Source organism: Agromyces tardus (genome assembly GCF_003710805.1).
In the GTDB taxonomy this organism is placed as follows: domain Bacteria; phylum Actinomycetota; class Actinomycetes; order Actinomycetales; family Microbacteriaceae; genus Agromyces; species Agromyces tardus.
Genome location: NZ_RHHB01000008.1, coordinates 44,229 through 66,816 on the forward strand (window position 1 = coordinate 44,229; position 22,588 = coordinate 66,816).

The 22,588-nt window shown below is 71.4% G+C and carries 22 protein-coding genes and 2 tRNA genes; 9 read left to right on the forward strand and 15 right to left on the reverse strand.

Translation table 11 applies throughout. The features are described from left to right. Positions 1–2: 2 nt before the first annotated feature. Genes EDM22_RS06995 through dut form a run of 3 tightly spaced genes read right to left on the reverse strand, consistent with a single transcriptional unit; the run spans position 3 to position 1,899 of the window. Positions 3–812 carry a DUF3159 domain-containing protein gene (locus EDM22_RS06995; protein ID WP_122936348.1) on the reverse strand — a complete coding sequence of 270 codons (810 nt, stop codon included), beginning with the start codon at positions 810–812 and terminating at the stop codon, positions 3–5. Between the two features lie 8 nt (positions 813–820). Further along, entirely contained in the window at positions 821–1,441 is a 621-nt protein-coding gene (locus EDM22_RS07000) for a DUF3710 domain-containing protein (protein WP_122936349.1), read from the reverse strand. Then, complete coding sequence (dut, locus tag EDM22_RS07005) at positions 1,438–1,899, reverse strand: dUTP diphosphatase (protein ID WP_122936350.1); 462 nt, start codon at positions 1,897–1,899, stop codon at positions 1,438–1,440. The genes EDM22_RS07000 and dut overlap by 4 nt, the downstream gene beginning before the upstream one ends. Positions 1,900–1,937: 38 nt before the next feature. Here dut and EDM22_RS07010 point away from each other — a divergent pair, with 38 nt between their 5' ends. After that, positions 1,938–2,402, forward strand: coding sequence for a DUF3093 domain-containing protein (locus tag EDM22_RS07010; protein ID WP_122936351.1), 465 nt, complete (start codon positions 1,938–1,940; stop codon positions 2,400–2,402). On the opposite strand, the gene EDM22_RS07015 is transcribed toward EDM22_RS07010, so the two are convergent. Beyond that, positions 2,399–2,692 (reverse strand): DUF4193 domain-containing protein, encoded by a 294-nt coding sequence (locus tag EDM22_RS07015; protein ID WP_092669728.1) that lies wholly within the window; start codon positions 2,690–2,692, stop codon positions 2,399–2,401. The two genes, EDM22_RS07010 and EDM22_RS07015, sit on opposite strands and share 4 nt — an antisense overlap. A gap of 195 nt (positions 2,693–2,887) precedes the next feature. Here EDM22_RS07015 and sepH point away from each other — a divergent pair, with 195 nt between their 5' ends. Continuing rightward, positions 2,888–3,988, forward strand: coding sequence for a septation protein SepH (sepH, locus tag EDM22_RS07020; RefSeq protein ID WP_122936352.1), 1,101 nt, complete (start codon positions 2,888–2,890; stop codon positions 3,986–3,988). A 172-nt stretch (positions 3,989–4,160) separates the two neighbouring features. Further along, entirely contained in the window at positions 4,161–4,442 is a 282-nt protein-coding gene (locus EDM22_RS07025) for a hypothetical protein (protein WP_122936353.1), read from the forward strand. A 45-nt stretch (positions 4,443–4,487) separates the two neighbouring features. Here the strand turns inward: EDM22_RS07025 and clpX are convergent, their stop codons facing one another. The 4 genes from clpX to EDM22_RS07045 form a co-directional block, all read right to left on the reverse strand. Then, the gene (clpX, locus tag EDM22_RS07030) at positions 4,488–5,765 is read right to left on the reverse strand and encodes an ATP-dependent Clp protease ATP-binding subunit ClpX (RefSeq protein ID WP_122936354.1); all 1,278 of its coding nucleotides are present in this window, start codon (positions 5,763–5,765) and stop codon (positions 4,488–4,490) included. 133 nt (positions 5,766–5,898) lie between these two features. Further along, positions 5,899–6,567 carry an ATP-dependent Clp protease proteolytic subunit gene (locus EDM22_RS07035; RefSeq protein WP_122936355.1) on the reverse strand — a complete coding sequence of 223 codons (669 nt, stop codon included), beginning with the start codon at positions 6,565–6,567 and terminating at the stop codon, positions 5,899–5,901. 26 nt (positions 6,568–6,593) lie between these two features. Continuing rightward, on the reverse strand, positions 6,594–7,220 hold the full coding sequence (locus tag EDM22_RS07040) for an ATP-dependent Clp protease proteolytic subunit (RefSeq protein WP_281274071.1): 627 nt from the start codon (positions 7,218–7,220) through the stop codon (positions 6,594–6,596). A 33-nt stretch (positions 7,221–7,253) separates the two neighbouring features. Continuing rightward, the gene (locus tag EDM22_RS07045) at positions 7,254–7,736 is read right to left on the reverse strand and encodes a tetratricopeptide repeat protein (protein ID WP_122936357.1); all 483 of its coding nucleotides are present in this window, start codon (positions 7,734–7,736) and stop codon (positions 7,254–7,256) included. A gap of 162 nt (positions 7,737–7,898) precedes the next feature. On the opposite strand from EDM22_RS07045, the gene EDM22_RS07050 reads away from it, so the two are divergent. Then, entirely contained in the window at positions 7,899–8,165 is a 267-nt protein-coding gene (locus tag EDM22_RS07050; RefSeq protein WP_122936358.1) for a hypothetical protein, read from the forward strand. 77 nt (positions 8,166–8,242) lie between these two features. Here EDM22_RS07050 and tig read toward each other — a convergent pair whose 3' ends face one another. Further along, on the reverse strand, positions 8,243–9,703 hold the full coding sequence (tig, locus tag EDM22_RS07055) for a trigger factor (RefSeq protein ID WP_122936359.1): 1,461 nt from the start codon (positions 9,701–9,703) through the stop codon (positions 8,243–8,245). 50 nt (positions 9,704–9,753) lie between these two features. Then, positions 9,754–9,828: transfer RNA gene (locus EDM22_RS07060), tRNA-Pro, on the reverse strand. A gap of 249 nt (positions 9,829–10,077) precedes the next feature. On the opposite strand from EDM22_RS07060, the gene EDM22_RS07065 reads away from it, so the two are divergent. From EDM22_RS07065 to EDM22_RS07085, 5 genes are all read left to right on the forward strand, one after another. Next, positions 10,078–13,857, forward strand: coding sequence for an SCO7613 C-terminal domain-containing membrane protein (locus EDM22_RS07065; RefSeq protein ID WP_138708041.1), 3,780 nt, complete (start codon positions 10,078–10,080; stop codon positions 13,855–13,857). A 24-nt stretch (positions 13,858–13,881) separates the two neighbouring features. After that, positions 13,882–13,955, forward strand: a tRNA-Gly gene (locus EDM22_RS07070). A gap of 66 nt (positions 13,956–14,021) precedes the next feature. Further along, on the forward strand, positions 14,022–15,191 hold the full coding sequence (locus EDM22_RS07075; RefSeq protein ID WP_138708042.1) for a hypothetical protein: 1,170 nt from the start codon (positions 14,022–14,024) through the stop codon (positions 15,189–15,191). Between the two features lie 64 nt (positions 15,192–15,255). Next, positions 15,256–15,744, forward strand: coding sequence for a Dps family protein (locus EDM22_RS07080; protein ID WP_122936362.1), 489 nt, complete (start codon positions 15,256–15,258; stop codon positions 15,742–15,744). Between the two features lie 81 nt (positions 15,745–15,825). Continuing rightward, positions 15,826–16,554, forward strand: a complete 729-nt coding sequence (locus EDM22_RS07085; protein WP_122936396.1) for a hypothetical protein — start codon at positions 15,826–15,828, stop codon at positions 16,552–16,554. Here EDM22_RS07085 and EDM22_RS07090 read toward each other — a convergent pair. The 5 genes from EDM22_RS07090 to EDM22_RS07110 form a co-directional block, all read right to left on the reverse strand. Next, entirely contained in the window at positions 16,551–17,207 is a 657-nt protein-coding gene (locus EDM22_RS07090; protein WP_122936363.1) for a response regulator, read from the reverse strand. The genes EDM22_RS07085 and EDM22_RS07090 overlap by 4 nt on opposite strands. Before the next feature lie 32 nt (positions 17,208–17,239). Further along, on the reverse strand, positions 17,240–18,658 hold the full coding sequence (locus EDM22_RS07095; protein WP_245989258.1) for a sensor histidine kinase: 1,419 nt from the start codon (positions 18,656–18,658) through the stop codon (positions 17,240–17,242). Then, positions 18,648–20,204 (reverse strand): multicopper oxidase family protein, encoded by a 1,557-nt coding sequence (locus EDM22_RS07100; protein ID WP_122936364.1) that lies wholly within the window; start codon positions 20,202–20,204, stop codon positions 18,648–18,650. Before EDM22_RS07100 ends, EDM22_RS07095 begins: the two co-directional genes overlap by 11 nt. 195 nt (positions 20,205–20,399) lie before the next feature. Next, positions 20,400–21,926, reverse strand: coding sequence for an amidohydrolase (locus EDM22_RS07105; RefSeq protein ID WP_122936365.1), 1,527 nt, complete (start codon positions 21,924–21,926; stop codon positions 20,400–20,402). Then, on the reverse strand, positions 21,923–22,567 hold the full coding sequence (locus tag EDM22_RS07110) for an FMN-binding negative transcriptional regulator (protein ID WP_122936366.1): 645 nt from the start codon (positions 22,565–22,567) through the stop codon (positions 21,923–21,925). The genes EDM22_RS07105 and EDM22_RS07110 overlap by 4 nt, the downstream gene beginning before the upstream one ends. Positions 22,568–22,588: the final 21 nt, after the last annotated feature.

Genomic DNA, 22,588 nt, shown 5'->3' on the forward strand with positions numbered 1-22,588 from the left:
TATCACTCGCGGCGGCGCTCGGCTGCGGGGTACACGGCGCGCACCAGCAGCCACGAGAACACGAGGGCGAGCGCGTAGAGCGGCACCCCCATGAGGAGCCGCGTGGCGCCCAGCGCCTCGACGTTCCCGGCGAAGTAGAAGGGCAACTGCACCGCGAGACGCGCGACGAACAGCCCGAGCCAGATGAGGGTGAGCAGCTGCATCGCACGGTACTTGCGGCGGTCGCGCTTCCATGCGGTGCCGTCGCCCATGAGGAACCCGACGACGAGCCCGATCAGGGGCCAGCCGACGAGCAGCGACACGAGCATCGCCGTGCCGTAGGCGGCATTGGTGTAGAAGCCGAGCACGTAGTTGTCCTCCGCGCGCCCCGTCCAGAGCGCGAGGGCAGCGGATGCCGCGACGCCGATCAGTCCCGCGATGGCCTGTGTCGGCTGGCTCCGCGCCGCGAGCCGTACGACCGTGAACACGACGGCGAGCCCGAGCGAGGCGACGAGCGCCCAGACGAGCTCACGCGTGAACGTGTAGACGAGCAGGAACACGACGCCGGGCACGATCGCCTCGGCGAGCCCGCGGATTCCGCCCAGTGCCGCGAGGAGGTCGCGACCGCTCAGCGCCTCGTCTCGCGCGAGGCTGCCCAGCCCCGCTCGCTCGGCGGCGGCCGCGAGCTGTCGCCCGAGGTCCGCGGCCTGGTCGGGCGCCTCCGAATGCGGCTCGCTGCCGGCGGCCTCGCCGGATGCGGGCAGGTCGACCGCGTCCGGGTCACCGGGCACGACGGGATCGCGCTCCGCGTCACGCGGCTCCGCGTCGGACATCCGCACGCCTAGGCGACGGGTCCGCCGGCGGAGGTCGCCGGCATCCGGAGCGGAATCAGGTCGCGCGGCGGCATCGGGGTGGCACCGCGCACCACGACGATGGAACGGAACAGGTCCTCGACCTGCTCGGCCGCCTTGGGATCGACGGCGGCCTCGCCCGCGATGACGCCGCGCAGGAACCAGCGCGGGCCGTCGACGCCGATGAAGCGGGCGAGGCGCATCTGGCCCGGGGTGCCGTCGGCGGTCGCGACCGGGATCTGCGCGAGCAGCTCGGGTCCGAACGCTCCCTCGCGCACCGTGGTGGTGCCGCCCTGGCGCGCGATCTGGTCGGCGATCTGGGCGCGGATCTCGTGCCAGAGGCCGCTCGAGCGGGGAGCCGCGAACGGCTGCACCTGCAGCGTGGAGTTGGCGTAGTCGAGTCCGATCGCCACGACGCGCTTCGTGCCCTCCTCGACCTCGAGGCGCAGGTGCAGGCCCTCCCGCGGGAGCACCTTCACTCCGCCGAGGTCGACGTAGGGACGCACCGGGTTCGCCTCGGACTCGTCGAGCGGCCCGTTCGCCGCACGGTCGGCCGGAGCCGACTTGGGGTGGTCGACGGGGGTGTCGTCGATGTTCTCGATGTCGCTCACGCGTGCACTCCTGACTTGTGTCCTTCACCGAATCCGGTGGAACCGAATCCCCCCTCGCCGCGCTGGCTGCCCGGAAGTCGTTCGACCTCGACGAAGCGCGCACGGCTGACCGGCATCACGACCAGCTGCGCGATGCGATCGCCCGCCTCGATGCGGTACGGCTCGGTCGCGTCGGTGTTGAGGAGCGCGACCTTGATCTCGCCGCGATAGCCCGCGTCGACGGTGCCCGGTGCGTTCACGATCGTGAGGCCGTGCTTGAAGGCGAGCCCCGACCGCGGGACGACGAAAGCGACGTAGCCGTCGGGCAGCGCGATCGCGACGCCCGTGCCGACGGTGGCGCGCTGGCCCGGCTGCAGTTCGACCGCCTCGGCGGCGTGCAGGTCCGCGCCCGCATCGCCCGGGTGGGCGTAGGCGGGGAGGCGGTCTGCCGTGATCAGGACGTCGACGGATTCGGTCACTGTTCGAGGGTAGTGCAGAAGTCTGGTCTGATAGATCCATGCCCGACTACCGCGAGCGGCTGTGGCCGTCGCCCTGGATCTACATCTCGAGCCTGCTGCTGGTTCCCGCCAGCATCCTCGTGCTCGCTCCCGTCTCACTCCCCGCCGGCATCGTGACCGGGGTGGTCCTCTACCTCGCCGTGGTGGGCTCGCTGTCGCTCACCGCTCCGGTCATCGAGGTCGTCGACGGGCGCCTACGTGCCGGCCGGGCGCAGATCCCGCTCGAGCAGACGGGAGCGGCCTACGGCGCCGACGGCGACGCCGCGCGCATCGAGCGCGGCACCGGCCTCGACGTGCGCGCGTTCCTCGTGATCCGGGGCTGGGTCCACGGCGTCACGCGCATTCCGGTCACGGACCCGGCGGATCCCACGCCCTACTGGCTCGTGTCGAGCCGCCGGCCCAACGAATTGGCCGCCGCGATCAACGGATCGCGACGGCCTCGTGGTGTGGAGCGTGCGGACTAGGCCGCGCACTCCAGGCAGATCGGACCGAGCTTGGTCTCGTGGTCGATCTGCGAGCGGTGCTTCACGAGGAAGCAGTTCACACAGGTGAACTCGTCCGCCTGGGGCGGAAGCACGACGACGTCGAGTTCGACGTCGGAGAGATCAGCGCCGGCCAGGTCGAAGCTGCCGGGGTTGTCGGCGTCCTCGACGTCGACGACACCGGACATCTTGTCGGGGACGCGCTCCTTGAGGGCCTCGATCGACTCGGAGTCGTCTTCGGTCTTCCGCGGTGCGTCGTAATCCGTTGCCATTCCCATCCATTTCCTCATTGCCGAAGATTCGGCGGGCACAGTCTGCACTAAAACAAGTGCGTTAGCAAACCAATTGGCCGGCGCCGTCGAACCTGTGGAATGCACAACTTCCGGCACGCCCGGCCTATTCCCGGCGGCACCGAAGACGGCATGGCATCCTTGGGCGGAGACGAAGGCACGGAAGGGCTTCTCGCGATGCAGGAACTGAAGGTAATCGGAGTCGAGAACGGCGCGTTGCTCGCGGCGTCCGAGGACGGCGCACGCTTCCGGATCGAGATCGACGAGGTGCTCCAGTCGCGCATCCGCCAGGCTCAGCCAGAGCAGCACACCGGTCCGAGGCTGTCGCCACGCGAGGTGCAGTCCCACATCCGCTCCGGGCTGTCCGCCGAGGACGTCGCCGAACTCACGGGCGCGTCCGTCGACTACATCCGCCGATTCGAGGGTCCGGTGCTCGCCGAGCGCGAGCACGTGATCACCTCGGCGCTCGCGGTGCCCGTGCACGTCCCCGCCGACATGGAGGCGGGCGATGAGCCCACCTCGTTCGGCACGGTCGTGCGCGAGCGCCTCGCGAAACTCGGCGCCCACGGGGAGCGCTGGGCGAGCTGGAAGGACGAGGAGCGCGGCTGGATCGTCAAGCTCGAGTTCACGGCCGACGGCATCGACCACGACGCCAGATGGGGCTTCGAGCCGCGCAAGCAGTCGTTGCATCCGCAGAACTCCGAGGCCATGACGCTGTCGCAGCACGGCGAGGTCAAGGGCGGACTCATCCCCCGGCTGCGCGCCGTCGGCCCCGAATCCGAGGAGTCCCGCTTCGACAGCGGGGCGTTCACCTTCGACGAGCCCGAGGGCGACGACAACGACACCGCCCCGCAGATCGAGGTGCTGCCCTACGCCCGCAGCACTCCCTCGGTCTCGAGCCCTGCCGCTGCGCGGGCCGCGATCAAGCGGGCCGACGAACCCGCGCCCTCGACCGGCGAGACCGCCGACCTGCTCGAGGCGCTCCGGCGGCGCCGCGGCGAGCGGGAGGCCGCCACCGGCGAGCAGGAGCGGCTCCCCCAGCCCACCGCGCTGAATCCGGTGCTGCGCCATGAGCCCAGCCCTCCCCCTCCGGTTCCCACCGCCGCCGCGCCCGAACCGCAGCCGACCGCCGAGGAGCCGCCCGGCTCCGCCGCACGCGCACTCTGGGGCGGCAAGTCCGCGACCGGGCCGGTGAGCCGTGCCAAGAAGGGCCGCGCGTCGATGCCGAGCTGGGATGAGATCGTCTTCGGCGCCCGCACCGACGACGACCTGGCCTGACACCGCCGTTCCGCCTCGCCGCCGCGCAGTGCGTCGCGCGGCGGTTCGTCGCGCCCCTGGCCACCTCACGAGAGCGGATGCCTCCGCGGCATCCGCTCGGAGGATCGCCCCTCGTCCGGCGTGCCCGCGGGTGCTACCATCGAACATATCTTCGAATGTCGGTGGAGGTCGGATGCTGCGCACTCAGGAGCCGGTCGAGGTCTGGACAGGCGAGGCCGGCGAGCCGCTGCGCCTCGTGTGGCGGGCGCGCCGCTTCCGCGTGAACGACACCCCCACCCCGCTCGTGGCGCCGTGCGACTGGTGGGAGCCGTTCGCCGACTCCGGCGCACCGGGCGGCCCGCCGCTCGAGATCACCGGTTGGCGATTCCAGGCGGTCACGGGCGACGGAGAGGCCCACGTCTTCGACGTCGCCCATGACGGCACGCACTGGCAGCTGCTGCGCGTCTTCGACTGAAGCAGGCCCGCACGTCAGGCCTGCATCGCGTTCTGCGCGAGGAGGCTAGGCCGACTTCTCGGCGCGGCGCGGCTTGTGCGGCACGATCGTCGGCGCCGCGTTCTCGAGCACCGACTCCTTCGTGACGACCACGCGGGCGACGCCGGTGGTGGAGGGGACCTCGAACATGATGGGCCCGAGCACTTCCTCCATGATCGCCCGCAGGCCGCGCGCGCCCGTCTGCCGCAGCACGGCGAGGTCGGCGATCGACTCCAGCGCGGCGTGCTCGAAGTCGAGCTGCACGCCGTCGAGCTCGAACATGCGCTGATACTGCTTCACGAGCGCGTTGCGCGGCTCGGTGAGGATCTCCATGAGCGCGTGCTGGTCGAGCGGCGTCACGGTCGCCACGACGGGAAGCCGTCCGATGAACTCGGGGATGAGGCCGAACTTGTGCAGGTCCTCGGGGAGCACCTCGCTGAACAGCTCCGCTTCGTCCTGCTTGGAGTGCAGCGGTGCGCCGAACCCGATGCCCCGCTTGCCGGCCCGCGACGAGATGATCTCCTCGAGCCCGGCGAACGCCCCGGCCACGATGAACAGCACGTTCGTCGTGTCGATCTGGATGAACTCCTGGTGCGGGTGCTTGCGGCCGCCCTGCGGCGGCACGGATGCGACGGTGCCCTCGAGGATCTTCAGCAGCGCCTGCTGCACGCCCTCACCCGACACGTCCCGCGTGATCGACGGGTTCTCGGCTTTGCGGGCGATCTTGTCGATCTCGTCGATGTAGATGATGCCGGTCTCGGCGCGCTTCACGTCGTAGTCGGCAGCCTGGATGAGCTTCAGGAGGATGTTCTCGACGTCTTCGCCGACGTAGCCGGCTTCGGTCAGCGCCGTGGCATCCGCCACCGCGAAGGGCACGTTGAGCTGCTTCGCGAGGGTCTGCGCAAGGTACGTCTTGCCGCAGCCCGTGGGGCCGATGAGGAGGATGTTCGACTTCGCGATCTCGACGTCGTCGTCGGCACGGTCGGCGGAGGTGATCGTGGCCCGGGCGCGCACGCGCTTGTAGTGGTTGTAGACGGCGACGGCGAGGGCGCGCTTCGCGGCCTCCTGGCCGATGACGTACTCCTCGAGGAACGCGAAGATCTCCTTCGGCTTCGGGAGCTCGAACTCCCCCGCCTCGGCCTCGCCCGCCTCGGCGAGGCGCTCCTCGATGATCTCGTTGCAGAGCTCGACGCATTCGTCGCAGATGTAGACGCCGGGTCCGGCGATGAGCTGCTGCACCTGCTTCTGGCTCTTGCCGCAGAAGGAGCACTTCAACAGGTCTGCGCTCTCCCCGATGCGTGCCATCGCACCCTCCCTTTCACGCGTCTGCTCCGAGCCTAGCCCGACCGCATGGGGGTGGGGCCCATACGCCACGGTTTGGCGGAAACGAAATGACGAAGGGCGGATGCGGCATCCGCACCCGCCCTTCGGGGCCCGATCAGCGCGCCAGCGACGGCAGCTGCTTGCGCGACGAGAGCACCTGGTCGATGAGGCCGTACTCGAGCGCCTCGTTCGCCGACAGGATCTTGTCGCGGTCGATGTCGGTGTTGACCTGCTCCTGCGTGCGGTTGGAGTGGCGCGCGAGCGTCTCCTCCAGCCACGAGCGCATGCGCAGGATCTCGGCCGCCTGGATCTCGATGTCGGATGCCTGGCCGTGCCCGGCCTCGCCCATCGCGGGCTGGTGGATCAGCACGCGGGCGTTCGGAAGCGCGAGGCGACGGCCGGGCGCGCCCGCCGCGGCGATGACCGCCGCAGCCGACGCAGCCTGTCCGAGCACCACGGTCTGGATCTGCGGCCGGATGTACTGCATCGTGTCGTAGATCGCCGTCATGGCCGTGAAGGAACCGCCGGGCGAGTTGATGTACATCATGATGTCGCGGTCGGGGTCCATCGACTCGAGCACGAGGAGCTGGGCCATGATGTCGTCGGCCGACGCATCGTCGACCTGCACGCCGAGGAAGATGATGCGGTCCTCGAAGAGCTTCGCGTACGGGTCCTGGCGCTTGTAGCCGTAGGCCGTGCGCTCCTCGAAGCTCGGCAGGATGTACCGGGAGCCTGGAGCCTGGACACCGCTGAACGCGGTGCCGCCGAAAGCAGGGGTGTTCATTCGCTCGTTCTCTCTTCTCTCGGTGCCTACGCCTGGTCGGTTCCGCCGCCGCCGGACACGTCGAGCGCGGACTCGCGGATGTGGTCGACGAAGCCGTACTCGAGCGCCTCCTGCGCGTTGAACCAGCGGTCGCGGTCGCCGTCGCGGTTGATCTGCTCGACCGACTTGCCGGTCTGCGCCGCCGTGATCTCGGCGAGGCGCTTCTTCATGTCGAGGATCAGCTGGGCCTGCGTCTGGATGTCGCTCGACGTGCCGCCGAATCCGCCGTGCGGCTGGTGGAGCAGCACGCGCGCGTTGGGCGTGATGTAGCGCTTGCCCTTGGTGCCCGCGGTGAGCAGCAGCTGGCCCATGGATGCGGCCATGCCGATGCCGACCGTGACGATGTCGTTGGGCACGAACTGCATCGTGTCGTAGATCGCCATGCCGGCCGTGATCGAGCCGCCGGGCGAGTTGATGTAGAGGTAGATGTCCTTCTTCGGGTCCTCGGCGGCGAGGAGCAGCAGCTTCGCCGCGATCTCATTGGCGTTGTCGTCGCGCACCTCGGATCCCAGCCAGATGATGCGGTCCTTCAGCAGTCGATCGAAAACACTGGGTCCCAGTGTCGGTTCGGCCATGTGTCGCTCCGTTTCGGTTGTCGCTTGTCTCGAATCTATCCGGTGCAACGCGCGCGATCCGGGCTGTTCGCCCTAGGCGGATGCCGCGAGCTCCGCTGCGTACGCGGCGAGCGAAACGCGGTAGCGGGGCAGGTGCGGCGCGAGCGCGCCGAGGGCCTCGGATGCCGCGCGGCGGGCGTCGCCGGCCGAGACCCGCGCGAGCGCGCGGAACGCGACGACGGCGTCGCGCAGTTCCCCGGCCTCGGGCTCGATCGCGTCGAGCAGCGCGATGGACTCGAGCGGACGACCCAGGTTGCGCAGCGTCGAGGCCAGCTGCACGTGCGCCTGCACGCGTTCGGATCCCCCGAGGCCGTTCGCGAGGGCCGCGCGGTAGAGGGGTTCCGCTTCCTCCTCGAGGCCCGCGGAGTCGCGCGCGCCGGCCCGCTCGAAGAGGGCGAGCGGATCCGCCTCCGGCCGCTCGGCGGCGAGCGCGTCGATGCGGCGCACGACCTCGTCGTCGCCGAGCTCGTCCGTCGCCGCCCACACGGCGTGGACGCGCTCCTGCCAGTCGGTCATGCGGGTGTCCCTCCGGTCGTCCCTCGACGATATCGGGTGCGTCGCGCGGAGCCGCCGCCCGGTGGGCCGAAGGTCATGACCCCGCGGTCCGGCCCGCCCCTATCGTGTGGGGCACCACGCGGTGGTGGTGGCCCGAGGGTCCGGAAGGCGAGGCGGCGGCGCATGGCGGTGCAGGTGTTCCCGGCGAAGCGGCTGGGATGGTGGGGACTCGGCGTGACGCTGGCGTTCATCCTGCTGTTCGTCCTCAAGGTCGGCGTCGCGTTCCCGCTGCCGAGCCCGCTCATCTTCGGCGTCGGGGTGATCGGCGTGGTGCTGTCGATCTGGGCGGTCGTGCGCGGCGATCGATCCCTCGTGCTCATCATCCTGGCCGCCGTCGTCGCGGTGTTCGTGCTGTTCTTCGTGGGCGGCGAGCTGCTCTTCCCGCACTGAGCCGTCGCTCGCCGGGACGACGAAGGGCCGGATGCGCTGCGGCATCCGGCCCTTCGCTCGACATCGTCGAGAGGTGACTACTCTGCGTCGTCCGTCTTGGCGGCGCGCTTGCGGGCCGGCTTCTTCGGCTCCTCGGCGTCCGCCTCGTCGGCGGCAGCGTCGTCGGCCGCCTTCTTGGTCGTGCGCTTCTTCGGGGCCGGCTTCGCCTCGGCCTCGTCGGACGCGGCCTCCGCCTGCTCGGCCTCGGCTTCCGCCTCGTCGCCGACGGCGGTGAACTCCGAGAGGTCGACGGGATTGCCGGCGGCATCCGTGACCTTGGCCTTGCCGAGTGCGATCGCGAGGGCCTTGTTGCGGGCGACCTCGCCGACCATGGCGGGGATCTGACCGTTCTGGCTCAGGATCTGCACGAACTCGTTGGGGTCCATGCCGTACTGAGCGGCACCCTGCACGAGGTACTGGGTGAGCTCGTCCTGGCTGACCTGCACCTTCTCCGCCTCGGCGATCGCGTCGAGCACGATCTGGGTCTGGAACGCCTTGGTGCTCGACTCGGTCACCTCGGCGCGGTGCTCGTCGTCTTCGAGGCGGCCCTCGGACTCGAGGTGACGGTGCACCTCGTCCTCGATGACGCTGTCGGCGACCGGAACCTCGACGAGCTCGAGGAGCTTGTCGACGAGGAGGTCGCGGGCCTGGCTGCCCTGGCCGAACGACTTGTTGCGGGCGACCTGCTCGGTGAGGCTGGCCGTGAGCTCGTCGAGGGTGTCGAACTCGCTCGCGATCTGCGCGAAGTCGTCGTCGGCCTCGGGGAGCTCGCGCTCCTTGACGGCCGTGACGGTGACGGTGATCTCGGCGGTCTCGCCCTCGTGGTCGCCGCCGAGCAGCTTCGACTCGAAGGTGGTGGTCTCGCCCGCGGTGAGCGAGTCGAGCGCCTCGTCGATGCCCTCGAGCAACTCGCCCGAGCCGAGCTCGTAGGAGATGCCGCTCGCGGTGTCGACCTCGGTGCCGTCGATCACGGCGACGAGGTCGAGCGTGACGAAGTCGCCCGACTTCGCGGGGCGGTCGACCGTGATGAGCGTGCCGAAGCGGCTGCGCAGCCGCTCGAGCTCAGCGGTGACCTCGTCGTCGCCCACCTCGACCGAGTCGACGGTGATCTCGAGGCCGCGGTAGTCGGGGAGCTCGATCTCGGGACGCACGTCGACCTCGATCGCGAGGAGCAGGTCGCCCGAGAAGTCGGCCTCGTTCGGCCACTCGACGATGTCGGCGTTGGGGCGGCCGAGCGGGCGGAGCTCGTGCTCGGTGACCGCGGCGCGGTAGAAGCCGTCGAGGCCCTCGTTCACCGCGTGCTCGAGCACGGCGGCCTTGCCGACCCGCTGGTCGATGATGGGCGGCGGCACCTTGCCCTTGCGGAAGCCGGGCACGTTGATCTGCTCGGCGATGTGCTCGTAGGCATGGGCGATGCTGGGCTTCAGCTCCTCGGGCGTCACCGAGATGGTGAGCTTGGCGCGCGTGGGGCTCAGCTTCTCAACCGAAGTGGTCGGCATGGGGAAGATCTCCTGTTGTGTGGAAAGTTCGTGTCGGATCTCACGACCCGTCGGGGCGACAGGATTCGAACCTGCGACCTCCCGCTCCCAAAGCGGGCGCTCTAGCCAAGCTGAGCTACGCCCCGAGTCGCTGACTCAACTCGTCAGCCCATCCGCGACGGCACGCCGAACGCGCCGGAATACGGATGAACCCACGAAAGTCTACTGCACGGGCCGCACGCTCCCGGGCCGCCCCGGTGCGCCGGCGGATCCGACCCGATTCGGGCGCCTCCGCGGCGGTGCGCTCGGCTCGACCCGCCCGCAGGCCGACTGCGGGATCCGGCGACCCTGTGGAAATCCTGTACGGTCGCCGAACGGCATGCCAGAGTGAGCGCATGCCAGAGACGACGCGACCCGGACCGTTCCCCAGGGACCCGCGAAGCTGGCCGACCGACCCCGCACAACTCGTCGACACGACCCTCTGCCCGTCCTGCTTCTCACGGCTCAGGAGCACCACGTGCGAGGTGTGCGGTCTGCAGCTCGCCGTGCCCGCGGCATCCGAACTGCTGGCCGCCTCGACACGGGTGTACGAGGCGGAGCGCGGGCGCCAGGCCGTCATCGCGCGCATGCGGTCGGACCAGGCAGCCGCGTTCGAGGCCGCGGGCGCGGCAGCGTGGTGGTCGACGGCGCCCGCCAGGCCCCCGGTGCCGGCGGCTGCGGCACCGGCGGCACCGGTGGCCGGAGCTGCGCCCGTTGCCACGACGGCCGCACCGGTGGCGGCCCCCGCCGGCGGAGGAGCGCCGGGCGCTCCTCCGACCGTCGCCGCCGGCCCGCCGGCCCCGCGTCGCTCCGGCGTGCAGGTGCTCCTGCTCGCACTCGGGGTCGTGCTGCTCTCGGTCGCCGCGATCGTGTTCCTCTTCGTGGCCTACCTCGTGGCGAGCCTCGAGGTGCGTTCGATCATCATCGCGTCCGCGAGCGTGCTGGTGCTCGCGCTCGCGTGGTTCCTCCGGGCGCGTCGGCTCCCCGGCACCGCGGAGGGCGTGGCATCCGTCGCGGTGGTGCTGCTCCTGCTCGACGTGTACACCGTGCGCGCGAACGACGTCTTCGGCACGGGGTCGCTCCGAGTCTCGACGTACTGGGGTGCTGCACTGCTCGTCGTCGCGGGGCTGCTCGCCGCGTCCCGCCTCGTGAGCGGGGTCCGGGTGCCGGGCTTCGCGGCCGCCGGCATCACCCCGGTCGCGCTGTTCCTGCTCGCCGCGGGGCTCGTGTCCGAGTCCGACGTCCCGACCGGCGTGTGGCTCGGCTTCCTCGCCGCCGCGACCGCCGGCCTCGCCGCGCTGTTCGTGCGGCCCCGGGTCGAACGCACGGTGGTGCTCATCGAGTCGGGAGCCGCCGGCGCGCTCGCCTTCCTCACGGCGATCTGGGCGCTCCCCGACATCACCTGGAGTGCGACATGGGCCTTCGGCGCGGTCGCGGTGGTCTGGCTGCTGGCGGTGGCCGCACTGCGACTGCCGACCGCGCGCCTCCACCCGGCGTGGTCGCAGGTGGCCGCGGTCATCGCCGGCGCGAGCGCGGCGCTCGCCCCGACGCTCGGCGTGGCCGGCGAACTCGAGGCCGCCGACGCCGTCTGGATCGCTCCCGCTGCCGCGACCGCGGTCGCGTGCGTGCTCGCGGCATTCACGCTCCGACGCGGCATCCACGCCGACGCGCGCAACGCATTCCTCCCGGCCGCGGCCGTCGCCGTCCTCGCATCAGTGCCCGGCATCCAGCTCGGCGTCACCGCGATCGCCGGGCTGCTGTTCAAACGGTTCCTCGTCTGGGCGGTCCCCGGCGACGCGAATGTGAGCACGACCTCCTTCGACTCCGAGCCCGGGGTCGTGCTGACTCCGATCGTGATGGCGATCGGGGCGGCGATCGCGCTGTCGTTCCTGCGTCGGCTTCGCACCCTCATGGCCCTCCCCCTGGGTTTCGCGCTGTTCACCGTCGTGGCGGCGAGCGGCATCGCATCGACCATCTCGGTGGCGGTCCTGATCCTGCTCGCGCTTGCGACCGGTGCCCTCGCCGTCGCCGCAACGCCCGTGTCCCGGCGTCTTCGTGGTTCCATCCCGACGCTCGCGGCGGCCGGGATGACCGCGGCCGCGATGACATGGGCGATCGCCCACGCGAGCACCGACATCTGGTGGTGGGCGGTCACCGCCGTCCTCCTGCTCTCGGTCGCGGGCCGCGTGCTCGCAGCGCGTGTCTGGTCCGCGGCCTCGGCGGGGGTCTTCGGCATCCTGCACCTCGTGGTGACGACCACCGTGTTCGCGATCACCATGGCGACACTGCCCGGCTGGGCGGATGCGGCGCACCACCCGTTCCCTGCGCCATGGGACTCCCCGTGGATGTGCGCCGGCACTGCGTGCGCGCTCGTCCTCGGCGGGCTCGCGTTCGCACCGCGGCTCGCGCGCGGCGACCGCGCTGCGCTGGTGGCGCCGCCGTTCGCCGCTGCGCTGATCGCCGCGACGGCGCTCGTCGTCGTGCCGACTCCCACGCTGGCCTGGGTTCCCGCGATGGTCCTTGCGATCGCAGCGGGACTGTGGCTCCGTCCGTCGGTGCCCGTCGAACCGCGAGTGGCCTTCGGCGCAGCGACTCCACTCGCCCTCGGCCTCGGCACCGCCGGCCTCGCGCACCAGTTCGCCGGGGCGCCCGTCGTCGCCCTCGGCCTCGCCGGGGCCGCGCTGGTGGGCGCGGGCCTCGCGCACGTCGTACGCCGGCTGGGCGCCGCGACGACGGCCGCCTGGAGCGCTGCGGTCGGGTTCGTCGCGGTGGTCGCCCTCGGGGTCGGCGTCGGCGTCGGCCCCGTCTACGCCGCCGAGCCGTGGCTCGTGCTCCTCGTCCTCACGCCCGTCCCCGTCATCCTCGCGGGCGTCAGCGGCGACCCGATCGGCGGCGATTCGCCGCTCCGCCATCTCTCGTGGCTCAGCCTCGCCCTCGCGGTCGCGACCGTGTGGACGTGGCTGGCCGGCGACGCCGTGACCGACGTCGAGGCCTATTCGCTGCCGCTCGCCGCTGCGCTCGCGATCGCGGGCGCGCTCATCACCTGGCGGCGCACCGCTGCCGCATCGACCGCCGCCGGCCGCACGACGCTCTTCGCGTCGGCTGCCGCCGTCGCCGTGCTCCCGAGCGTGGCTTCCTCGGCCGGATCCGAACTCCGCACCCTCGTCCTCGTCTCGATCGGCGCGGTCGTCGTGATCGCCGGTCAGTTCCTTCCCGAGCGTTCGCGCGGCGTCCCGATCCGGCTGCTCGCCGTCGTCGCGGGATGGACCGCGGTCACCGGCGCAGCGCTCGTGCGCGGCACGGCGGTGGCGGCGGGCGAGCCCAGCGCGCTGATCCCCGAGTTCTGGCCCTTCATCGGGTTCGCGACGGGAGTGTTCGGTGCGATCGCGTGGGCATGGACGGGCTCGCGGCCGGCCATGCTCGCGGAGTGGATGCTGGCGGCATCGCTCGTGCTCGGCACCGTGCCGACCGTGGTCGCCATCGCGTACGACGATCAGCCGACGCTTCGGGCCGCCGTGCTGCTTCCCGCCCTCGCAGCCGTGCACATCGCGAATGCGTCCCTCTCGCGTCGGCCGTTCGCGGGGGCGGTGCTCGGCTGGAGCTCGCTCGGCGCGCTCGTCGCCTGGTCGGTGCTGGTCCTCGTCCTCGGCACGGTGGACCCGTTCGACGTGACCACGATTCCCCTCGCTGCCGCGCTCATCGGCGCCGGCGCACTGCGGATGCGCCGCTCCCCCGCGCTCGGCAGCTGGCCCGCCCTCGGGCCCGGGCTCGCGGTGCTGTTGATCCCGTGGCTCGTCGCCGACTGGACGGACTCCGAGCTCTGGCGCATCGTGACGCTGGGCATCGTGTCCGTGGCTGCGGTGGTCGCCGGCGCGGTGTGGCGGCTGGAGGCACCACTGCTCCTCGGCGCGGCCGTGCTGCTCGTGCACGCGCTCAACAGCTCTGGCCGTGGATCACGTGGCTGTACGAGGCCGTCTGGTGGTGGCTCTGGCTCGCGATCGCCGGTGCGCTGCTCATCGCGCTCGCGGCAACGTACGAACGGCAACTCCGCCTCGCCCGGGGCGTCGTGCGCACGATCGCAGCCCTGCGCTGACGCGGGCGCGTCACGGATCGCGGGTCGTCGTGTACTACGATGATCCAGTGCCCGCGCGCGGGCGCTCGGGGATGTAGCTCAATGGTAGAGCCTCAGTCTTCCAAACTGATTACGCGGGTTCGATTCCCGTCATCCCCTCCATGTGATGTCTCACGCAGTGTGAACCGCTGAACCCGCGGTTCGTCGGCGGGCCGATACGCTCAGCCGGTGACCGATCAACGTCTACCGTCGTCGCCGGGGGTTCCGGCCGGTCGCCGCACGGTGCCGTTCGATTGGATGCGGACGGTCGCGATCATCCTCGCGCTGTTCTCCCACATGATGATCATCACGGGCGGTTGGACACTCCTGCAGGACCAATCGTCCGACGCCTACCTGGCGGTGCGGTCGATCACTCGCACCGCCACCCCGATGTTCATCCTGCTCGCCGGCGCCACCGTCGAGCTGGCCTACACGCGGTACTGGCGAGCGAACCACCGCTACGGCACGCGACGGCTCCTCACGCAGAGCCTCAAGTGCTTCATCGCCCTCGGGGTCATCGGCATCGCAGCAGTCGTCAGCGGCATGATCGCACCCGTCGACTTCCTGCTCTCGCTCGTGGCCGTCCGCGCCATCCCGAATGCGGAGATCTTCGTCTTCTACGTCGTGTTCTTCGTCATCGCGGTGCCGCTGGTCGCGTTCCGGGTTCGATACGGCCTCGCTGCGACGCTCGCACTCGCGGCATCGTGGTGGATCATCGCGGAGCTGGTTCCATCGCCCCCGCACGGCTCGCCTCGCCTCGCGATCGCCCGCATCTTCGGCATCGGCGATCTGTACGGCCCCAGCACGTTCCACGCAATGCTCCTCGCGGTCGTGGGCATGGTTCTCGCAGATGCAGTGCGCAACCGCGGCGGGAAGTCGATCGTGAGACGGTGGTGGCTGTTCTCCGTGTGCCTCATGGTCGCGGTCGGGATCGTCGCCTGGTTGGTCGCTCAGGCCGGGCCGCTCGAGGTGGTCCGCTCGTACGTGACGAGCAGCGAGTACCGGTTCACCAACCACCCGGGTTATTACGCCGTGGGGCTGCTCGCATCCAGCGTCGCGTTCCTGGCGGCGTACGTCGTCTGGGCGGCCGTGTTCCGCGGAGCGGTGTTCTCACCCGGCCCGTTCGGCGGGGACTCGCTCATCGCGTTCACCGCGGGGAACACCGCGATCAACCTGCTCGTGCCGCTCCTGCCCGCACCGAGCCTGGGGGTTGCGATCGCCGAATCCGCCGCCCTGATCATCGGAACGTGGATCTTCGTTCTCGCGTTCCGACGGTTCCGGCCGAAACCGAGCGCACGCTTCGCGGCGCCCGATCCGGTTGCCGTCGGTCCCGGGCCGGCAGAGCCCTCGCTTCCGTGAAATACCCAGCCTGCTGCAGAGCGTTGCAGCAGACGACGACAACGCAGTGAGGAAGGTGGAACACATGACCGACACCACGACCGCCCCGAAGACGAGCGCCAACCCCGAGGTCGCCTCGGGCGTCGCGCAGTTCTTCACGCCGATCGTGCACGAGCTCGTCGCGCTCGCCGTGAACGGCAAGCAGGCGCACTGGCACGTGCGTGGCACGAACTTCATCGAGGTGCACGAGTTCCTCGACACGGTCGTCGCCCACGCGCAGGACAGCGCCGACCTCGCCGCCGAGCGGGTCATCGCACTCGGCCTCCCGATCGACGCGCGTCTCGCGACCATCGCGAAGGAGGGCGGCGCCGTGAACCCGAAGGCCGGCTTCACGCAGGCCGACGACACCATCGCCGACGTGATCGCGCAGATCGACCTCGCGACCGAGAAGGTGAACGCCGCGATCGAAGGGCTCGCCGAGCTCGACCCCGCGAGCCAGGACGTCGCGATCGGCATCCGGCAGGTGCTCGACAAGGACCGCTGGTTCCTCTCGGCGCACCTCAGCGTGAAGTAGCTGCGCGACCCGGCGCGCCCCCACGGCCGCCCGCCCGAACAGGGGATGCGGTCGCAACGGGCCCGGGTGCAGAATGCCGACATGGCGGATGCATCCGGGCCCGACCCGTCTGCCGCGGCATCCGAGCCCGAGCGGCTCACCGATGCGCAGCGCTCGGTGCGCGCGCAGTTGCTCGCGACCGAGCACTGGAGTCTCCTCGCGAGCAGGAGTACGACGCAGAGCGAGGTGCTCACGCGCATCGCGATCTTCCTCACGCTCGTGTCGGCCGGGCTCCTGTCGCTCGGCCTGCTCGGCAACGCCACGCAGTTCCGCGGCTGGTTCGGGGTCGCGGCCCTCGGCATCCTGTTCCTGCTCGTCCTCCTCGGCCTCATCACCCTCCTGCGGGCCTACAACACCGCGACCGAGGACCTCATGTACGTGCTCGCGATGAACCGCCTGCGCGGTGCCTACCTCGACCTCGACCCGGGCCTCGAGCGGTACTTCCTCATGTCGGCGAACGACGACCGCCCGGGCGCCGAACTGACCTACCACTACTTCTTCCGACGCGGCCCGAGCCAGGTCTTCGCGAGCTCGATGATGATCATCACGGTCGTGACGGCGGCCGTGGCCGGCCTGTTCGCCGGGAGCCTCGCGATCGCCCTCGGCGGGCAGGTGTGGGTGGCGGTGACGGCGGGCATCGTCGTCGGGCTCGCCCTGTTCCTCGGATTCCTGTTGCGCGGGTACCGCCTGTACCTGCGCTCGTACGCCTCGCACGTGCCGTTGCGGCATTCGCCGCCCGACGCCACGACGGAGGCGGCGCCGGACGACTAGCGCTGCAGCCAGGTGAGCACGGCGAGCACCCGGCGGTGGTCGGTGCCCGAGTCCTCGAGGCCGAGCTTCTGGAAGATCGACGTGACGTTCTTCTCCACCGCACCGACCCCGATGAAGAGCTCCTTCGCGATGCCCGCATTCGTGCGGCCTTCCGCCATGAGTGCGAGCACCTCGCCCTCGCGGGGCGTGAGGGTCGCAAGCGGGTCGCTGCGCCGGGCGAGCAGCTCGCGCACGACCTGCGGGTCGAGCACCGTGCCGCCCTGGCTCACGCGCTCCACCGCGTCCTCGAGCTCCTCGAGCGACGCGACGCGGTCCTTGAGCAGGTAGCCCATGCCCCCCTCGCCCGATGACAGGAGCTCGTGGGCGTAGGTGCCCTCGACGTACTGGCTGAGCAGGAGCACGCCGACCCGCGGCATCCGTCGTCGCAGTTCGATCGCCGCGCGCACGCCCTCGTCGCGGAACGTCGGCGGCATGCGCACGTCGAGCACCGCGAGGTCGGGCCGGGTGTCGTCGAGGGCCGCGAGCAGCGCGTCGGCGTCGCCATAGGCCGCCACGGTCTCGAACCCCGCCTCGTCGAACAGCCGCACGAGCCCCTCGCGCAACAGCATCGAGTCCTCGGCGAGCACGATGCGCAGGGGGTTCCGGGCGGTCATGTCCTCCACAGTAGCCATCGCGTGCGGCCGGCTCAGTGCGGGTCGGATGCCGCGAGCGGCGTGTAGGGGATGTGCGCGCCGATCGCGGTCGGCCCGCCCACGGGGCTGTCGATGACGAACAGGCCACGGAGTCCCGCGACGCGCTCCTCGAGGCCGGCGAGCCCATGTCCGGGCTCCGGGGTGGCGCCGCCGTGGCCGTTGTCGGTGACCCAGAGGTCGAGCCAGTGCCCGGCCTCCCCCGCGTCCCGGGTGGCCGCGCGCAGGCGGATCGCCGTCGCGCCGGAGTGCTTCGCGGCGTTCGCGAGGAGCTCGGCGACGATGAAGTACGCGTTGCGTTCGATCGGTGCGGGCAGCGCTGCGTCCGTCGGCAGTTCGAGCTCGCTGATGACGGGCACGGGGCTGCGCGATCCCAGCGACTCGAGGGCCACGGCGAGCCCGCGGTCCTGCAGGAGCGGCGGGGCGAAGCCGCGCGAGAGTGCACGGAGCTCGTCGAGGGACTCCCGTGCCTGGTCGCGAGCCTCCCCGAGGAGCGTTCGCGCGGCCTCGGGGTCGGTGTCGAGCTTGCGTTCGATGGCGGCGAGGTCCATCTGCAGGCGCACCAGCCGCTGCTGCGGCCCGTCGTGGATGTCGCGCTCGAGGCGGCGGAGCGAGGCGTCCTCCGCCTGCACCGCGGCGCCCCGCGACGCCGAGAGCTGCGCGACCTCGACCTCGAGCGCCTCCGAGCGCCAGGCGCCGAGCATGCCCCGGCCGATCACGTCGTGCAGCAGCGTGAGACCGCGGAACACGAACGGCAGCGTGAGGAGGAACACGAGCCCGAGCAGGAACCCGGCGACGTTCTCGGCGACCCGCGGGTCGATGTCGAAGGTGTTGCCGGGGAACACCCGGTCGATGGCCCAGTCGACGGGCCACACCGAGCGGTTCCCCTCGGGGATGAACGACTCCCAGATCCACCCAGTGGTGCCGCCGAGCCCGATCGAGACCCACACGACCGTGATGGTCCACGTGACGATGCTCACGACCGGGTTCACGATCATGCCGTGCAGGAGGTACAGCCAGTAGTGCCCGTCGACGAACGGGGCGAAGAGCGTGCGCCAGAAGCCCTGCTCGCGGTCGCCGCGCTCCCACGCCGGCTGGCGGATCTCGGGGCGGCCCGCCCAGCGGAGCCGCACGACCTCGAGCACGCCGAACCCGCGCCCCATGTAGAGCGCGGCCACGACGACGAACACGCCGAAGACGAGCGTGATGAGTCCGAGGCCCGTGAAGAACACCGTGGCGAGCACGGTGAGCGCTACGATCGCGATCGGCAGCGTCAGGATGAGGAAGCCGAACTCGCGTGGCACGGCCGCCCAGAGGGAGCCGTAGCCGCGGCGTCGCGGTGCGGCATCCGTCGTCTGGGTCATGACGGCGGGTGCGAGACCCCCGGCCGGGTCGGTGGTCGATTCAGTGCTCATGGCTGGTCTCCTCGGTGTTCGGCAACGTGGCCTGCTGACCGGGTTCGACGACGGCGAACTGCCCCATCATCCCCTGATCCTCGTGCCACAGCAGGTGGCAGTGGTACATGTACGGCGTGTCGGGGTCGGCGTAGTCCTCGAAGCGCAGGACGAGCTCGTAGCGGGTCTCGGGGCGCGCGAAGATCGTGTCCTTCCAGCCGGCGAGCTCGGGCGGCGGCGGGGAGCCGTCGATCGAGGCGATGCGGAACTGCACGTCGTGCACGTGGAAGCTGTGCGGCATCTGGCTCGTGTTCTCGACGATCCAGCGCTCGGTCGTGTCGACGGTGACGGTCTCGTCGACGCGGTCCATCGCCATCTGGTCGCCGTTGATCTGGAAGCCGTCGAGCGTGAACGTGCGGGTCGTCGCGATGTCGTCGGTGTCGACAGGCGGCACGTCGGCGAGCTGCTCGGGCACCTCGGGTGCGGGATCGAGGCGGTCGGCTGCGCGCACCTCGAGCACGTCGAACGCGTCGGTGATCCCGTTCGAGGCGGCGATCGAGGGGTTCATGCCCGCGAGTTCCGGCGTCATGACCGACTGCAGGGTCACCCGCTCCCCCGGCGCGACCCGCACGAGCACCTCGGCGCGTTCGCCGGGCGAGAGCATCACGCGATCGAGTTCCACGGATGCCTCGAGCAGGCCGCCGTCGGTCGCGATGAGCTCGATCGGGCGCCCGTCACTCCATCCGAACGCATAGGCGCGAGCGGTCGACGCGTTGAGCAGCCGCAGGCGCACGAGCTCGTCGTGCACCTCGAGGAACGGGCCGCGGGTGCCGTTGACGATGAGCTCGTCGCCCAGTCGCCCCGCGAAGCCCTGCTGGGGATCCTCCCGCCGTCCGTCGGCCGAGAAGCCGGAGTCCTGCACGATCACGGGGACGTCGTCGACGCCGTACTCGCGCGGCAGCGGCAGCGCCGCCTCCTGCTCGTCTTGCACGAGGAACAGGCCGGCGAGGCCGCGCGCGACGTGCGACTCCGTCTCGCCGTGCGGATGCGGGTGGTACCAGAGCGTCGCGGCCTGCTGGTCGACCTCCCACTCGGGCGACCACGTCGCATCCGGCTCGATCATCTGGTGCGGACCGCCGTCCATCTCGGCGGGCAGGTGCATGCCGTGCCAGTGCACGGTCGTGGGCACGTCGAGCGAGTTGCGCACGTCGACGCGCACGCGCTCGCCGCGCGCGGCGACGAGGGTCGGGCCGAGGTAGGCGCCGTCGAAGCCCCAGGTCTCGCTCGCGACGCCCCGTGCGAACTCGGTCGTTCCGGCTTGGGCGTCGAGGGTGAAGACGCGCGTGCCGTCGGCGTCGATCGTCGACTCGGCGAGGGGCGGAATGGCGAGCGGGGTGTCGAAGTCGACCTCGCCGACCGTCGAGAACGGCGCGGGGCCCACGAGCCCGCAGCCCGCGAAGGCGACGGCGATGAGGCCGCCGGCCGCGATCGCCGCGAGGGCGGTGGTCGTCGCGCGGGGGCGCCGGAGGGCGGCGCGGTGTGAGCGGGTTCGTCGTGGTGCTGGCATGGTTCCAGCCTTCCGATCGGGGCGCGGACGCCCCAGCCGGTGCGCGCCCCGATCGATGCGGGGGTTTCCCCCCGGGGCGGCGGGGATCTCGATACGGGCGCTTCGCGGCCCTACTCGATCGGCGGGGACGGGCGCTTCGCGGCCCTACTCGATCGGCGGGGACGGGCGCTTCGCGGCCCCACCCGATCGGCGGGGCTACTCGATCGTCGAGTGGGTGGGGCGGCCGGCGAGCAGGGTGAGCGCCACCGGCATCCGCCGCAGCTCGTCGACGGATGCCGCGAACGGATCGAGCTCGACGACCGCGAGGTCGGCGGGGCCGCCCACTGCGACCGACGCGCCCCGTCCGCCCGTCGACGCGGCGAGCGCCGCACGCGCCTCGATGGACTGCTCGGGATGCCAGGGCTCGCGTCCGTCGCGAGTCCGTCCGACGGCCGCGGAGATCGCGATCCACGGGTCGAGCGGCGCGACGGGCGCGTCGGAGCCGAGCGCCAGCTCGACCCCCGCGGCGACGAGCTCGGCGAGCATGAACGCGCGGTCGGTGCGTCCGGCCCAGTACCGCTCGGCGACGTCGCGGTCGTCCATGGCGTGCTCCGGCTGCACGCTCGCCACCACGCCGAGCCGGGTGAAGCGGGCGACGTCCTCGTGGCGGAGCAGCTGGGCGTGCTCGATCGAGCCGCGGCATCCGACCGCCTCGAACGCGTCGAGCACGGCGGCGTTCGCCCGGTCGCCGATCGCGTGCACGGCCGGGGTGATGCCCGCGGCATCCGCCCGGCGCATGAGCGGCACGAGCTCGTCGAGCGGCACCGTCGCGAGGCCGTACGCCTCGTCGCCCGTGAGTCCCGGGTACGGGTCGAAGCACCACGCCGTGCGCGTGTTGAGGGAGCCGTCGGTGATGACCTTGTAGCCGCCGACGGTCACGAGCCCGTCGCTGCCCGGAACGACGTCGCCGGTGCACAGCCCCTCGGCGATCGCGCGGTCGAGGTGCTGCGTGTAGACGCCGAACGAGACGCGCAGCGATCGGATGCCGCCGGCGGCCCGCCGGGCCCAGTCGTCGCGGTTCCACCGCATCTCGTAGTCGGTGACGCCCACGACGCCGCGTGCGGCGGCACGTGCGGCCGCGTCGGCGACCCACCCGTCGAGCACCGCGTCGGCGACGTCGTCGAGCTCGCGCACGAGACGGAAGCAGTCGTCCTCGCGCAGCACGCCGCTGGCGCCCGCGGCCTCGTCGACGCCGTGGCGCCGCGCGGCGGCCGAGTTGACCCAGCACGCGTGCAGGTCGGCGGCGACGAGCACGACGGGCACGTCGCCCGAGACGGCATCGAGCACGGCGCGGCTCGCGGGCTCGGGCCAGAGCCCGTCGCGGTAGCCGAACCCGATCACCTCGGGCTCGCCGCGGTCGACGGATGCCGCGACGAGGGCGGCCACCGCCGCGGCCGATTCCGCGCCGGCCAGGTCCAGCCGGCGCGACACCATCGCCCACTGGGAGAAGTGCACGTGCCGGTCGTAGAGGCCGGGCACGAGGTACCGGCCGTCGAGGACGACACGGCGTGCCACGCTCGTCGCGCCCGGCGCCGCGCCTCCGGCCGGCACGATCGCGGCGACGGCGCCGCCGGCGAGATGCACGTCGACGAGCGCCTCGGAGCCGGGCAGGCGCGCCCCGGCGAGCAGGAGCGGCTCCGCCGCATCCGTCGGAGTTGCCTCGCGGCCCTGCGCCCCGGTCACGAGCGTGCCGCCCGCAGCACCTCGTGCGTGCGGCGCATCTCCGCGGCGAGCGCGGGACTCGCGTAGGGGCCGTCGCCCTCGAGCTCGCCGATGATCCGGTCGACCGTCTCGGCGGGCTTGTTCTGGCTCATCTTGTTCTTCGCGACGAAGCGCGTGATGGGGATGCGGAGCCCGACGGTGCCCGCGGCGATGCGGTCGGCGTAGGCGCCGTTCTCGGCGGTGCCGCGCATGCGGCGCGGTTCGGGCATCGCGTCCTCGAAGTGGTCGACGAGCGCCTCGAGCACGCGCAGGTTCTCGGCGGCGTCGAGCAGCTCGGGCGTGCCGTAGAGGTGCGCGGTCACGAAGTTCCAGGTGGGGACCGCGGGGTTCGCGTCGTACCAGCCGGGCGAGATGTAGCCGTGGGGACCCTGCACGATGACGAGCACCTCGTGGCGGCCGAGCTCGTGCACCACCTCGTCGGGGCGTCCGACGTGCGTGAGGAGGGTGATGCCCTCGGCGGTCTCGTCGAGGAGCACCGGGTAGTGGGAGGCGACGAGGCCCGCGGCATCCGTGGAGCTCACCATCGTCGCCCAGGGATGCTCGCGGACGAGGCGCTTCACGCCCTCGTCGCTCGCGAGGGTGAAGCTCGGGTTCTGTCGCATGGGGTCCTTCCGTCGTGTCGG